Below are 14,607 nucleotides of genomic sequence, written 5' to 3' on the forward strand. Positions count from 1 at the left end.
GAGAAAGAAAAACATGTCTTATACTGTAGGCACCTATCTTGCCGAACGTCTCTCCCAGATCGGGCTCAAACACCACTTTGCCGTAGCGGGTGATTACAACCTTGTGCTGCTTGACCAGCTTCTGATGAACAAGGATTGTGAACAGGTTTACTGCTGTAACGAACTGAACTGCGGTTTCTCCGCAGAAGGCTATGCCCGTGCAAACGGCGCAGGTGCCGCGGTTGTCACCTTCAACGTTGGCGCGTTTTCCGCACTGAACGCCATTGGTGGCGCAAATGCTGAAAACCTGCCGGTTATTCTGATTTCTGGCGCACCGAACTCGAACGATCACGGCAGCGGCCACATTCTGCACCACACCATTGGCGTGCCGCATTATGGCTACCAGTTGGAAATTGCAGAAAAGCTGACCTGTGCTGCTGTTTCCATCACCTCAGCCGAAGATGCGCCGGAAAAGATCGACCACGCCATCCGCACAGCACTGCGTGAAAAGAAACCGGCTTACATTGAAATTGCCTGCAACATTTCCGCGCAGCCCTGCGCCGCCCCCGGCCCCATCAGTGCCGTGCTGGATGAGCGTCCGTCCAACAAGGACACGCTGGATGCCGCCGTGGCAGCCGTGGCAGCCTTCATTGAAAAGCATGAAAAACCCGCCATCCTGATCGGCAGCCGCCTGCGCGCCGCCGGTGCGGAAGAAGCCGCCATCAAACTGGCGGATGCTCTGGGGTGCGTTGTTGCCACCATGGCCGCGGCCAAAAGCTTCTTCCCTGAAGATCACCCCGGTTATGTGGGCACCTACTGGGGCAGCGCCTCCACCCCCGGCGTGAATGAAATCTTCAACTGGACAGACAGCATTATCGCTCTGGCCCCCATCTTCAATGATTACTCCACTGAAGGCTGGACCGCATGGCCCAAAGGCCCGAACGTGGCGGTGCTGGACAAGAACATTACCAAACTGCACGGCTATTCCTTTGACAACATCCACCTGAAGGAACTGCTGGAAGCGCTGGCCGAGCACTTCAAGAACAAGCCGAAGAAAGATTCCACGCTGGTTCAGTACAAGCGTGTTCACAACGGCACCATTACGGAAACCGTTGGCAGCGGCGATGACAAACTGACCCGCGCTGATATCCAGCACGCCCTGCAGGGTATTGTCACGCCTGACACCACCATTGTTGGTGAAACCGGGGATTCCTGGTTCAACGTGGTGCGCACCAAACTGCCGCGCGGTGCCCGTGTGGAATTTGAAATGCAGTGGGGGCACATTGGCTGGTCCGTTCCCGCAGCGTTTGGTTACGCCGTGGGTGCACCGGAACGCCGCACCATTCTGATGGTGGGTGATGGCTCCTTCCAGCTGACCGCGCAGGAAGTGGCACAGATGATCCGCCGCAAGCTGCCGGTGATCATCTTCCTGATCAACAACGCCGGGTACACCATTGAAGTTGAAATTCATGATGGCCCGTACAACAACATCAAGAACTGGGACTACGCTGGCATTATCAGCGCGTTCAATGCGGAAGATGGCAAAGGCAAGGGTCTGCGCGCCACCACGGCGGGTGAACTGGCTGATGCCGTAAAAGTGGCGCTGGACAACAAGGAAGGCCCCACCCTGATTGAATGCGTGATCCCGCGTGATGACTGCACGCCGGAACTGATTTCCTGGGGCCGCCACGTGGCCGCAGCAAACGGCCGTCCGCCTGCAAAATAACTTAACCGGCTGTGCCCATGCTCCCGCCTCTGGTGGGGCATGGGGGCATCCCCGCTGAAATACCGGAATTTTTCATGTCGGCTTCCAAAACGCCCAACACCACGCCGTTGCCGAACAGTGCGCAGGCTGGCCAGCCGCAAAAAATACAGCCGCTTTATGTGCTGGCGTGGTTTTTGTGTGCGTTATTCTACTTCTATCAATACGCCATCCGCTCTGCCCCCGGCATTATGCAGGATGAGCTGACACAGGCCTGGGGCAACAGCCATCTGGGGTTGATGATTGCCTCCTATTACATTGTGTACGCACTGGCCGCGCTGGCCGTGGGTGTGCTGCTTGACCGTTATGGCGCGCACGCCACCATGCCGGTTGGAATTGCCATTACCAGTGTTGGCTGCCTTATCTTTGCGCAGGGCAGTGTGGCCGCAGGCATTGGTGGCTATGTCATTCAGGCGCTGGGGGCCATCTGCGCGTTTGTTGGGTCATCCTACGTGGCGGCGCGTTATCTGCCTGCCCGCACGCTGGCGCTGTTTGTGGGGCTTACGCAGTGCCTTGGCATGGCGGGGGCGGCTTTCGGGTCCAAACCCACCCGTATTCTGATTGACCCCAACGGCTCCTTTCATATTCCATGGCAGACAGTCTGGCTGGGCTTTGGCGTGATTGGCGTGTGTCTGGCCATTGCCACATGGTTTGTCATGCCGCGCGATTCAGGTGATAGCGCCGCCCACCACGGCCATCTTTCCGCTGCCAACCTGCTCAAGCCGTTCCGCATCATCTTCAGCAATCCGCAAAGCTGGTTTGCCGGGATTATTGGCGGCCTGCTGTTTGTGCCCACCACCATTGGCGCACTGGGCTGGGGCGCTTCCATGCTCAACAAAGGTGAGCATGTGACCATGGCTTTTGCCGCATCTGATGTGTCCATGGTGCCCATTGGCTGGGTGATTGGCTGCCCGCTGCTTGGCTGGATTTCTGACAAGATCGGCCGCCGTAAGCCCGTGCTGATTGTTGGCGCGCTGGTGCTGCTGGCTGCATCCCTCTGCGCGCTATATGTGCCGGTTGGTGTTCTGCCCCGCTATTCCGTGGCGCTGGTCATGGGCATTGCCTCCGGGGCCGCCATGATCCCGTTCTCCTCCATGAAGGAAGTGAACCCGCCGGAAGTCAAAGGCACGGCTGCGGGCGTCATGAACTTTCTGGTGTTCGGCACAACAGGCGTTATGTCTCCGCTGGTGTCCGCCCTGATGTCTGGCGGCGATACGGACAGCATGACCCTGTTCCACCGCGCCTTCCTGCCGCTGGTGGTCGGGATTGTGATTGCTATTCTGCTCTCCTTCCGCCTGCAGGAAACCGGCTGGAAAGTACAGAAACAAGGCTAACGTTCTTTTTCTAAAGCCCGCTTCAAAAACGGGCACCTTTCCACAGGCACGGACCATCCGGGGCAGCCCTCCGCCCCGATGGTTCCGTGCCTGTTTTTGTTTGTAGGGCCGCCCTCTGCTCCCTCATCCTTTTGAAGCCGCCAGCCCCAGCCCGGACAAACTGGCCCCGCGCGAAAGCATGAAACCTGAGCCGAACGCGGACGACAGGCACAGCCCGCCATCACACCGTTAGCGGTCGAGCCTCGCACCCCATTCGCGCCTCAGCGAAATGGCATTTTGGCAGACAGGGAGACAGTTCTTTCAACAGGACAGACCTGATGCTCTCCGCCCTGCCGGTGCACAGTGCCTCCCTCTCCGCCAGTGCCTTATATCAGCGTGCGTTTGCTGAAATTTATCGTCGCTTTTCAGCTTCACATGCGAATGTGCCCACTTCGTTTCAGGCCAGCAAGGCAACACGTATTCAGGCAAGCACAGGTTGCGTCTTACGGAATGAAGCGTTCCGCCCGCAGGCGTTCAAACACATCAAAGAAAGACGCAGGGGTGGCCTGATAACGGGTGAAACCGGCCAGGCGGCTTTTGGTCATATCCGTTACACATTCCACAGGGCGGCCCAGATCGGCATCCGTGTGCCAGGCAGAGGCAAGACGGGCCAGATCAGGTTCGCGCAGCGTGTATCTGGCGCTGATCTCTGCCCAGGTTGCGGCCTCGCCAGCCATGCGGGGTTCAAGTGGCGTTGTTTCCGTGGGCATTGGGGCGGCTTCGATGCCGAACCATGCCGCAATCTGAGGCCAGAGCCATTTCCAGCGGAACACATCCCCGTTGACCACATTGAAAGCCTCATTCCGTCCGGCGGCGGATGTTGCGGCCCACAGCAGATGCGCGGAAAGCTGGCGCGCATCCGTTACATCAGTCAGACCATGCCACTGCACGGCAGAACCGGGAAACACGAACGGGCGGCCTGCCTCCCGGCAGAGCGTGGCATACACAGCAAGCGTGCTAGCCATGTTCATCACATTGCCAATGGCGTAGCCAATCACGGTATGGGGGCGATGCACGCTCCATGTAAAACCGTGTTTTTCTGCGGCCTGATACAGTTCATCTTCCTGCGTGTAATAAAAATTTTCCACATCCAGCCGGGGCATGGATTCACGGAAAGGCGTTTCTGGCGCTGCCCCTTTGGCATAGGCTTCAAACGGGCCAAGGTAGTGTTTAAGGCCGGTTACAAGGGCAGCATGGGCAATGTCCGCTGGTGCTGGCAGGGCGTCAAACACGTTGCGCACCATGGCCGCGTTGGCAATGCAGTTTTCACGCTCCGTAGCGCGGCGTGTCCATGTGCAGAAAAACACGTGGGTTGGCCGCACGTCCGCCAGAGCGGTGCGCAGGGCCTCCACGTTCAGCAGATCCGCCGTCACGGGCAGACTGCCGCCGTCCTGCCGAGGGGTGCGGGCCAGACCGTGAACCACCCATCCTTCCGCCAGCAGACGGTTGGTCAGCGCCTGCCCGATGATACCGGTTGAACCGACCACAAGAGCACGTTGTGCCATATTGGTTTTTCCCTATTGCAACACTCAGAATACCCGCGCCAGCCAATGCCGGCACGCCGGGCCTGAACAAAGAATGGCGGCTTGCCTCTGATCTCACAATACGGCACTCTTTTGTGCCCCGGATACCAAAAGGTTCCCACACCGCCATGCCAGAACTTCCCGCCGCCTACCGCACCGCCCCGTTTGACGAGCACTGCGCCCCGCGCCGCCTGTTGCGGCTGTTCAACGGCAAATGGACCACCATGGTGTTGCATACGCTGCATCTGCTGGGTGGCTCCTCCCGCCCCGGCCACCTGCTACGCAGTATCCCCGATCTTTCCAAAAAGATGATGACGCAAACCCTGCGCGAGCTTGAACAGGCGGGCCTCATAGCCCGCACGGTGCAGCAGATCATGCCGCCCGTTGTGGAATACAGCCTGACAGAAATGGGTCAGAAATTCATTGAACCCATCGAAATGCTTTACCACTGGGGCATAGAACATGCTGACCTTCTGGACCGCGTGACCGCAGCCCAACATGCCGCAAAAGCCGCTATGAAAGATCAGCCGGAAAGCATTACGGAAGAGTTTTGAGGGGGAAAGAACGCGGCGGCTTACAGGCTCAGCACGTAGAACAACAGAGCGGCCAGAATAATGGTAACCGGCAGCGTGGCCAGCCATGCCAGCACAATGCGGCTCACCATGCTGCGCTGCACCCCACTGCCGGAGCCGAGCATGCTGCCCGCAATCCCTGCGGTAACAATATGCGTGGTGCTGACCGGCAACCCCGTATAACCGGCGGTAAGAATAAGCCCCGCCCCCACCAGTTCAGCCGAGGCCCCTTGGGCTGGGGTCAGGTGTGTGCGGCCAATTTTTTCGCCCAGTGTGCGCACAATCCGCTGGTAGCCAATCATGGTGCCAAGGCTTAGGCAGGCCGCGCTCAGCAGACGCACCCACCATGGGGCAAATTCCACCACCGGCTTCAACTCCGCCTGCAGGGCTTTGGCCGTCGCCTTGACTGACGCAGGCACAGCGGCCTGATGCGTCACCTTCTTCAGCCCCGCCACAACCTGAAACACATCTCCCCGCTGCACTACGGGAGACATATCGGCCGCACCGCCAAGAACAGCCTGTTGCTGCGTGGTTCCCTGCGTGCCGATTACTTCCATTTGTGAGTCTGCGGGGGCATTTTTGCCTGTCTGATCTGCACCGTTCGGTAGGGGTGCTGGCGCATCCATCCTCTGGCCTGCTGCGGCTTCACTCTGGGCGCGCAGGCGGGCGGCAGCGGCCAGAGCATCCGCACGCAGGCCGTCATGGTCATACTGGTCCAGAATCTGCTGCATCTGTATGGCGTGTTCAACAGGCAGTGGCAGCCGGTGCGCCTGCTGCGGGTTGAGCGCATAGAGGGCGGGCCACAGACCGACCACAGTGAGCATGATCAGGCCGATGCTCTTCTGCCCATCATTACTACCGTGGGAGAAACTGACAGCGCTACAGGTGCCCACCAACAGCCAGCGCACCCAGCCGCGCGGTGGGGCATCGCCCTTGGGCGGCGGTTGATACAGGGCTGGGTCTTTCACCACTGCCCGCATCAGCCCGTACAGAAGCCCTGCCCCAATCAGCCCCAGCACTGGGGAAAACGCCAGTGCTTCCAGCACCTTTGTCACCTGCTGCCAGTCTACTCCATCGCCCAGATGGCGGCCGTGCAGGAAGGAGTCCGCAATGGCCACCCCCACAATGGCCCCGATCACACAATGAGAGCTGGAATTGGGAATACCCGCCCGCCACGTGAACAGATTCCATGCCAGCGCCGTGCCAAACAGGGCCAGCAACATGGGCACGGCAGGCGCGCCATCTGGTGGGGAGAGCGCATCAGGCGGCAGCAGTTCCACCAGCGCATACGCAACACTCAGCCCGCCTGCCAGCACCCCAAAAAAGTTCATGATGCCGGAAAGCACCACCGCCATGGCAGGCCGCAGGGAGCGCGTGTAAATAACCGTTGCCACCGCATTGGCGGTATCATGAAAGCCATTCACGAACTCGAACACGCACACCAGAACGCCACAGAGAGCCAGCATGGCGATGGAAAGCGGTGAGTCAGGCGTGAAATGCAGCATGAGGAAACGGACAGACCTTCTGAGTTAAGCCGCCCGTTGCATAGAGGAAGAAGGGTTTGTTTTTAATACCGTTTCCCGTGTTTTTTTCCGCATGTGTCCGCCCCGCACGGCCAACCGGGCAGAGATCAGACCACTTTTTCCGCAGTTTTTGGCGCGTCAACCGGGGCCTCGGCAGGGCCTGCCTGGGTCAGAACTTTTCGTTCATAGGGGGTTAAAAGATCTGCCAGGGTGCGGGCATCCAGCACGGTCATGAACGCCCCCAGCGCCTCCCCCAGCACGCCGCGCAAGTGGCAGGCATTGGCCAGAAGGCACCCGCCTGCCGAACCCGAACGCCCCTCCCCTGCGGCAGAACCGGCACTGGTGGCCCCACCCGCCGCCATACCCCGCGGCGAGGACGTCCCGCGTGCCGCGCTACCTGCAAGCGCCGCCAAGGAGGCCCGTTTGCCTCCCCCACCCGCGGCCGCCACGGCAGATCTGGAACCCGGCCCCATGCCGGGAGAAAGAGGCGACATGCAGCCCACAAGGGCCATGTCTTCCTCCGTGTGGCGCACCACATCCCCCACATTGATCTGATCGGCAGGGCGGGCCAGCATCAGGCCACCGCCCCGGCCCCGCAGCGTATCCACAAAGCCGCCCCGGCCGAGGTGATGGATCACCTTCACCAGATGGTTTTCTGAAATGCCATAGGCCTCCGCCACCTCCCGTATGGAGACACGGCGGTCTGCATGCACGCCCAGATAGAGCAGCGTGCGCAAGGCGTAATCTGTGTAAAGGGTCAGACGCATGCGTAAAGATACATCACCTTGACATCTTTTTTCCAGCGCTCAATAAGATGTATGTAATTTACATCTTTAAAGGCACAGACTCCTTATGGCTCCCCAGCTTGACGACACCACCCGCGCCATCATCACCGCCTGCGTGCCCGCCCTTGAGGCCCACGGGCTGGACATCACGCGGGAGATGTATGCCCGCCTGCTGGCAGACCCTGCCATCAGTGCGCTGTTCAATCGGTCGCACCAGAAAAATGGAGAACAGCCCACGGCGCTGGCGCTGGCCGTGCTGATGTATGCCCGCAACATCAATGATCTGGGCAAGCTGGGCGGCATGGTGGAACGCATTGCGGAAAAACATGTGGGCCTGAACATTCTGCCCGAACACTACCCGCATGTCGGCACTGCCCTGCTGGGGGCCATCAAGCATGTGCTGGGCGATGCCGCCACGCCGGAGATCATGGATGCGTGGGCCAAGGGCTATCAGTTTCTGGCCGATGTGCTGATCAACCGGGAAGCCCAGCTTTACACCGCCAATGCGGATGCCCCCGGCGGCTGGACCGGCTGGCGCGCCTTTACCATCCGCAACCGCGTGGCGGAGAGCGAAACCGTGATGTCCTTTGATCTGGAACCAACGGATGGCAACCCCGTGCTGCCGCACAAACCGGGCCAGTATCTCAGCTTCAACATCACCGTGCCGGAACAGGGCTCCCAGCGGCGGAACTACAGCATTTCCTCCGCACCCAGCCAGAAAGGCTACCGTATCAGCGTGCGCCGTCAGCCTGAGGGGCTTGTCTCCAACTGGCTGCACGACAGCGCGGTTGTGGGCACGGAGCTGCTGGTATCCGCCCCTGCCGGGTCCTTCACTCTGCCCACGCCTGTTGCCGCCCCCATTGTGCTGCTGAGCGCTGGCGTGGGGCTGACGCCTTTCCAGTCCATGGTGGATACACTGACCGCAGACATTGGGGCGCAAACAGGCGCTGCTTCCGGCCTGCACTACATCCACGGCACGCACTCCGCCCAGACCGAAGCCTTCGGCCCCCATATCCGCGCCCTTGCGGCCAAAGGGGCTATCAAAGCCGATGTGTTCTACAGCCACGGACCGCTCCCGACCGAGCAGACTGCTGGCACAACCGCGCATCAGGGCCGCGTCACTGTGGAGTGGGTGCGCGCCAATACTGCGCCAGACGCCGTGTATTACATCTGCGGACCAGAAGGCTTCATGCAGGACATGATCTCCGGCCTGAAAGCGGCAGGCGTTCCGGAAAGCCGCCTGCGGCATGAGGTATTCGGCCCGGCCACCACCGTGGAAGATACGCTCTGCGCCGCCTGACCTGACCACCAGAGGCAGCCCCTGCCCCGCATTTCAGCGCGACATGGGCCTGCCTTGCCGGAACGGGAAGATGCAGGGCCGCATCATTGAGGGAGGGCGTGGGTCAGTCGGGCTGGAGCGGGGAACCGCAAATGCCGGTTCGGCCGAGCCACTCCCTCCGTCTCAAACAGACTGCCACCTGCTCAGCCCGAGCCAGCTTCCCGGGGGCTGCCCCTCTCCTTTGTCACATGCCTTATTGTCTTCACGCCACAGGGGCGCGCCCCACTGTTCAGGTTTTGCAACAAGGAAGATATGCCATGCCACACGCCCATTCCTCACACAGCGCAGGCGGGCCGGTGCGCATTCGCCGCGTGTACGAAGACCCCCTGCCTGACGATGGCGCACGCGTTCTGGTGGATCGGCTCTGGCCGCGCGGTGTCAGCAAGGAACGCGCGCACCTGACGCTGTGGCTGAAGGACATTGCCCCCAGCACCGCCCTGCGCCAGTGGTTCGGCCATGATCCCGCCCGGTGGGACGACTTTCAGCGCCGTTACAGGGCAGAACTTGCCCAGAACCCGGACTGCGTACGCCAGATTTTGGACCTTGCCCAAAAGGGGCCAGTCACCTTGCTCTACGGTGCCCGCGACACCGAACATAATGAGGCCGTTGTGCTGGCGTCCTATCTATCCTCCCTGCAAGAGAATTAGGAAGCGACCATCCTCCGCAGTAAAATGGCAGGCATTTCAAGGCTTCATAAACAGCGTTGAAAGCCTGCCACGAGCCCAAAAGCCCTCACTCCCTCAGCAAAAACACACATGCGCACTCAGCTTTGGCCGACGTTATTCAACCGCCCCGGAACTCAGTGAGGCAGGAAAGACAGGTTGTTGATGTATTTCTGGAGGAAGAAGCCAAAAATAATAGCGATCCCCCACAGGGCATACACAATCATCGCCTGCTTGGTCGGCAAGCCTTCCAGCTTCTCCGTTTTCATGGCCACGCGAACAATTTTATGAATAGCCCGGCGGCGTGGCGCCCCTTTGATCCACTGCGCTTCCGTGGTGAGGAAAATCTCACTCAGCATTCCTGCATAGAGATACCCGTCAAAAAACAGGTTCATCCCGATCAGAACAGACTCTGCCAGGATTCTAGCCCACGCCATGAGCGTAAGGGTTTCCTGGTGAACGGACAGAAAGGGATGGCTTAGCGCCAGAAAAACAATACTCAGCGCGCCAATTGCACCGCCTTGCACCACAGGCAGCACCGGCTTTGTAAAACCCTCCGCCAGGCCGCGTCGGATACCAGCCAGCAGCACAGTAAACGCATAAAAATACACAGCCATTTCGGCGCTTATGATTGCTCTTTCCGCAGCAGCATAAGCCGCAAGGCACAGCAGGAGGGGCAGCCAGAACGTCTTCAACCCCACATGCTTCTGCGTCCTGAATATCTCAAAAAACCGGGCAATCCGACCTGTTACGGCTCCTTTGAAATAAAGATTTCCCGACATCGGCATTTCCTTTTTCTGGTTGTTTCAGAACAGTCCAGGCTTGGAGACGGAGTGAAAAATCTGTCAGGTGGGTCCGTGGGCTGCATGCGTTGGCCTTTCATCCCGATGCGCCCGCATCATCGTGCCTTCATGCTTGGCCGTTGCTGCTGCCAAAGTCCCTCGCCGCCACACCAGCAGAATTTCCCCCCCCCTTTTTTTAACCAAACGGGCGCAGAGTCCCGTACCTCACACTCGCGCGAGCAGCGGGCTCCAAGCAGGAAAAATCCACCGGCTGGCCCAACCGTGTCGCCCGAGCCGTTTTGGCCGCGCGGCGGGTGTTTTTGTCTCTATCGGGCCTTTCGCAGTTCTTCTGGCCGAGCAAAAGAACAAACCGGGAAACGTGTCAGAAACAGGCCGTACGCCTGAGTGGGAGAAAACTATCCACAGAGTTTTCCCACACCCTATCCCCGGTTTCTGTGGATAAGAGTCATGGTTCTGTCACACTTCAACACAGAAAAAATGGCGGTTTTCTGCGGTTTATGGCTTTTCATGCGGAGTCCACCCAAAACAGGCTTGACGTGGCGAAAGTGTGACGAGTCGAACAAACGCCAACTCATCCACACCCTGACGGGTGATTTTTACAGGCTTTGGTTTTGTCAAGCGTTATCCGCCACCCAGTTGCAGACTGGCGCACGGCTTGGCACAAGAGAGCCCACATTCTGCGCCCTGGCCGCTCTTTCCGCACTTGGCGGGCCAGCACGCGTCACTCAGATGAGGATAACCACAGGGGTCCATGCACTTCATTCTCACCTTTTCCTGCCCGGACCGCCCCGGCATTGTGGCGGCCATCTCCTCCGTGCTGGCTGAAAAAGGGGCCAATATCGCGGAAACCCACCAGTTCAGTGACCCGGACACCGGCACGCTGTTCATGCGGTTGGCCTTTGTGGCCCCGCGCACCAACAGCCTTGCGGAAATGGAGCGCTGCCTGAACCCCGTGGCGGCAGAATTTGGCATGGCCATGCGCCTGCATGATGCCAGCGTGCTGCCGCGCATCATCATCATGGTGTCCCGGTTTGATCACGCGCTGCTCAACCTTCTGTATCAGGTGCGCGTCAACTGGCTGCGGGCTGAAATTGTCGCCATTGTCTCCAACCATCAGGACAGCGCCCAGACTGCCGCGCAGGCAGGTATTCCGTATTATTACTGGCCTGTGACCAAAGAAAACAAAACAGAACAGGAAGACAAGCTACGGGCATTGGTGAAAGACACAGGGGCCGCCCTGATTGTTCTGGCCCGCTACATGCAGGTGCTTTCTGACAGCCTTTCCGCTGACATGAGCGGACGGATCATCAACATCCATCACTCCTTCCTGCCCTCTTTCAAAGGCGCGCGCCCTTACCATCAGGCCTATGCCCGTGGGGTAAAGCTGATTGGGGCCACAGCCCATTATGTCACCGCTGATCTGGATGAAGGCCCGATCATCGAGCAGGAAACCGCCCGCGTCACCCACAATCTCTCCCCCGAGGACTACATTGCCACAGGCCGGGGCGTTGAATCCCAGGTGCTGGCCCGCGCTGTAAAACTGCATGTAGAACAACGCGTGATGCTGAACGGTCGCCGGACAGTCGTGTTTTCCTGAAAACACAAGACGACTACCCATAGAGGGAGAAAAAGCGCCCGCCACCGCAGCCGCATGACAAGGCTCTCCCTCCCCCCGGTTGCATATCCGCGCAAAGCGATGCGGAACAGCCTATGAACAGGCGGTTTCTCCCCCACACCCCCGCATGGGGAGTGACTGGCAGGACCGGCCGCGCGTAATGGCGCGCGGTGGTTTCTATCCACGCTCCCGCACGGGTGGCGACGGTGGGAGCATAGCAGAAGAACTGGACTGGGGGATGTGGGGATGTGCGCAAACCTGGCGGGGTTTTCAGTCGCGTCTGTAGCCTGCCATGGTGCCTGCCCTGCGCCACTGCCGCAGCCCTGCGGCTGCCAGCACCACAAACGCGGCGTAGAGTACGGCGGTAAGATAGAGTTCGCGCACCAGAAAAAGACCGGTGTAGAGCGTATCCACCACAATCCAGACCCACCAGTTTGCCAGATAGCGGCGGGCCATCCAGATCTGGCCCAGAATACTGTAAGCGCTCAGCAGAGCATCCAGCAGCGGCATGGGATCATCCGTTGTGGCGCGAAGCAACAGGCCCAGCGCCATGCCTCCGGCAGCGCTTGCAGCCAGCCCGTAACATAGTGCTGTGTTGGAAAGAGGCATGATGGTGACTGCCCCTTTCTCCTCCACGCCGCGCAGCCACCGCCACCAGCCATAGAGGGACAATGTGGCAAACACAGCTTGCAAGGCGGTATCTGCATACAAACGCGCCTGCCAGAACACCACGCCATACAACACGGAAGCTATCAGCATAATGGGCCAGCACAGCATGATGCGGCGGCCCGTAAGCCAGACGCCCAGCGCGCTGGCGACCGCCGCAGCGATTTCAAGCGGACTCATGCAGGGAATGTCCTGTGTTGCTCACACGCCATTGCCCAACCCCGCACTGTAAAAACTGGTAGGACACCCATCAGAGTAAGGTGAAAAATAGGATCTTCCAGTAATAGTTTTTGAAAATATGGAATCACATAATTCCACCCAGCCTGTTTTCTCCCGTTCAATCGAAGAAGGGCCTGACGCTGCCTTTCAGGCATGGGGACGATGCTCCGATGCAGAAGAAGCTGGCGCGTCGGTAGCGGGCGAAACATGGGCCGCATATCGGGTCAGCCAATCCAGAAGCGCCTGCCCCTCCGGCCCGGCAAACCAGCGGGCATGACCCAGAAGATAGTCAGTATAGGCAACATCGGCCGAGGCATGATCCTGCAAAAGTGTGCCAAAATAAGCGATTTCCGAAAGCGCAAATTCCACATGCACCAACGGCAGGAACGCCACCAGTTGCGCCCATTCCACTGCGCCAAGAGGGTGCGTGGCATGGTATCCTTGCAAAAATGCCTCAAGTTGCGCGTAGGCTACCACCCCATGGGAGCGGGAAAGGTCCAGCCAGTCGATCATGCTGCGTTCTAAGGCCACGGCCAGATCAAACGGAACGCAGGTGCGCTCGGCCATGCCGAAATCCAGAATGCAGGACACCTTGGCTTCTGTTTTCGTTTCTTCCGTCTTCTGCCAGAACAGATTGGAACCGTGCCAGTCTCCATGCCCCCAGCAGGAACGAATATAGGGGAGCAGCGGGCGCAACACTGTGTGGAATGGCGTAAGCACAGCCTGCACATCGTCCTCCCACGTATGGGGTGCAAGTTGTTCCGCCAGACCGGGTTGCTCCTTTACCCATTGTCGCAATGCAGGAAGCAGATCTGACTGGCCAAGGGCGTTCATGCTGGATGTCAGCGGCCTACCGGCAGGCACAGCCATGCCTTGTGAAAAATCGTCTTTCCCTGAGGCATTTTCCGCCTGCGTCTTCGTGCCCTGCCTTTGTGGGGCGGGCACGGTCCCCTCTCCACGAGATGGTGCAGCATAATCAGATGCCGCCAGATGCAGGCGGCCCAGCGCCTGCCCGGCAGCGCGGGCATGAGCAGTAGAGTGATAAGGCTTCCAGGACATCACATCCCGATAGTCATCCTGGCCGGGGGCGGGTGGAAACAGTTCATAGGTCCACTCTCCCTGCGCCAGTGCCGTATGGCCGGAACGCGTTGCCACTGGCAGGCAGACGGGCACATCCTTGGCCGCCAGATGCTGCATGAAGGCATGCTCTTCCTCCAGCGCGGCAACAGTGCGCAGGCTGGCGTGGTGCCGTTTGAGAATAAAGGCGGCTTCTGGCTGGGATAAACTGACGTCATGTTCGGCAATCTGGCTGAACGTATGCGCCCTGTTGTCCCCCTCCGCCACTGCATCAGGTGGCGAGACAAGCACACGCGCCGCTGCGGAAAAGGGGCGCATGCTGTGCCACACAATCCGCACAGCGGAAGGAGCGGAAGGAGCGGAAGGAGCGGAAGGATAATGGGCCAGAACGGACTGCACTTCTGCAAGTGTAAGGCAGGGCCAGTCCCGTTTGGTTTGCACACCATGCACACCAAACTGGCCGGGCTGGGCATGATCCTCGGCAGCGGCCTTCCGGTCTCTCTCTCCCGCACTGGGTTTGTCTGCACTGGCATTCTGCACGCGGGCAGGATGTGAGGAGCCGTGCTCAGGCGTTGCTTTCTGCGGCGCGACTGAAGGCTTGGCCTGCCCCTCCCCGTTTTCCCTCAGGCTATCAGCGTTTTTCTGTTCCGCTCCAGTTGGGCCGGGTTTGGTACGGCCTGTTCCGGGTGCGTGTGGTTTCTCCGCCACG

Annotated in this window: 12 protein-coding genes; 6 read left to right on the forward strand and 6 right to left on the reverse strand. The window is 59.6% G+C overall.

What is annotated here, in order from left to right; all coding sequences use genetic code 11:
• Window positions 1-13: 13 nt before the first annotated feature.
• Entirely contained in the window at window positions 14-1,705 is a 1,692-nt protein-coding gene (locus tag ASN_RS03685; protein WP_006559524.1) for an alpha-keto acid decarboxylase family protein, read from the forward strand.
• 74 nt (window positions 1,706-1,779) lie between these two features.
• The gene (locus ASN_RS03690) at window positions 1,780-3,075 is read left to right on the forward strand and encodes an MFS transporter (RefSeq protein WP_058989100.1); all 1,296 of its coding nucleotides are present in this window, start codon (window positions 1,780-1,782) and stop codon (window positions 3,073-3,075) included.
• 482 nt (window positions 3,076-3,557) lie between these two features.
• On the opposite strand, the gene ASN_RS03695 is transcribed toward ASN_RS03690, so the two are convergent.
• Entirely contained in the window at window positions 3,558-4,619 is a 1,062-nt protein-coding gene (locus ASN_RS03695; protein WP_058987247.1) for an SDR family oxidoreductase, read from the reverse strand.
• A gap of 146 nt (window positions 4,620-4,765) precedes the next feature.
• Here ASN_RS03695 and ASN_RS03700 point away from each other — a divergent pair, with 146 nt between their 5' ends.
• The gene (locus ASN_RS03700; protein ID WP_058989101.1) at window positions 4,766-5,191 is read left to right on the forward strand and encodes a winged helix-turn-helix transcriptional regulator; all 426 of its coding nucleotides are present in this window, start codon (window positions 4,766-4,768) and stop codon (window positions 5,189-5,191) included.
• A gap of 20 nt (window positions 5,192-5,211) precedes the next feature.
• On the opposite strand, the gene ASN_RS03705 is transcribed toward ASN_RS03700, so the two are convergent.
• Window positions 5,212-6,714 (reverse strand): inorganic phosphate transporter, encoded by a 1,503-nt coding sequence (locus ASN_RS03705; RefSeq protein WP_058987248.1) that lies wholly within the window; start codon window positions 6,712-6,714, stop codon window positions 5,212-5,214.
• Window positions 6,715-6,839: 125 nt separating this feature from the next.
• Window positions 6,840-7,499 (reverse strand): RrF2 family transcriptional regulator, encoded by a 660-nt coding sequence (locus ASN_RS03710; protein ID WP_058987249.1) that lies wholly within the window; start codon window positions 7,497-7,499, stop codon window positions 6,840-6,842.
• 85 nt (window positions 7,500-7,584) lie between these two features.
• On the opposite strand from ASN_RS03710, the gene hmpA reads away from it, so the two are divergent.
• On the forward strand, window positions 7,585-8,817 hold the full coding sequence (gene hmpA / locus ASN_RS03715) for an NO-inducible flavohemoprotein (protein ID WP_058987250.1): 1,233 nt from the start codon (window positions 7,585-7,587) through the stop codon (window positions 8,815-8,817).
• A gap of 296 nt (window positions 8,818-9,113) precedes the next feature.
• Window positions 9,114-9,503 carry a DUF488 domain-containing protein gene (locus ASN_RS03720; RefSeq protein WP_058987251.1) on the forward strand — a complete coding sequence of 130 codons (390 nt, stop codon included), beginning with the start codon at window positions 9,114-9,116 and terminating at the stop codon, window positions 9,501-9,503.
• A gap of 152 nt (window positions 9,504-9,655) precedes the next feature.
• Here ASN_RS03720 and ASN_RS03725 read toward each other — a convergent pair whose 3' ends face one another.
• Window positions 9,656-10,300 (reverse strand): hypothetical protein, encoded by a 645-nt coding sequence (locus ASN_RS03725; protein ID WP_058987252.1) that lies wholly within the window; start codon window positions 10,298-10,300, stop codon window positions 9,656-9,658.
• A gap of 772 nt (window positions 10,301-11,072) precedes the next feature.
• On the opposite strand from ASN_RS03725, the gene purU reads away from it, so the two are divergent.
• Window positions 11,073-11,918, forward strand: a complete 846-nt coding sequence (gene purU, locus ASN_RS03730) for a formyltetrahydrofolate deformylase (protein WP_058987253.1) — start codon at window positions 11,073-11,075, stop codon at window positions 11,916-11,918.
• Between the two features lie 288 nt (window positions 11,919-12,206).
• On the opposite strand, the gene pnuC is transcribed toward purU, so the two are convergent.
• Both pnuC and ASN_RS03740 read right to left on the reverse strand, forming a co-directional pair.
• Window positions 12,207-12,782 (reverse strand): nicotinamide riboside transporter PnuC, encoded by a 576-nt coding sequence (pnuC, locus tag ASN_RS03735; RefSeq protein WP_058987254.1) that lies wholly within the window; start codon window positions 12,780-12,782, stop codon window positions 12,207-12,209.
• Window positions 12,783-12,968: 186 nt separating this feature from the next.
• Complete coding sequence (locus ASN_RS03740; protein WP_058987255.1) at window positions 12,969-14,606, reverse strand: phosphotransferase enzyme family protein; 1,638 nt, start codon at window positions 14,604-14,606, stop codon at window positions 12,969-12,971.
• Window position 14,607: the final 1 nt, after the last annotated feature.

It is taken from the genome of Acetobacter senegalensis, from assembly GCF_001499615.1.
In the GTDB taxonomy this organism is placed as follows: Bacteria; Pseudomonadota; Alphaproteobacteria; order Acetobacterales; family Acetobacteraceae; genus Acetobacter; species Acetobacter senegalensis.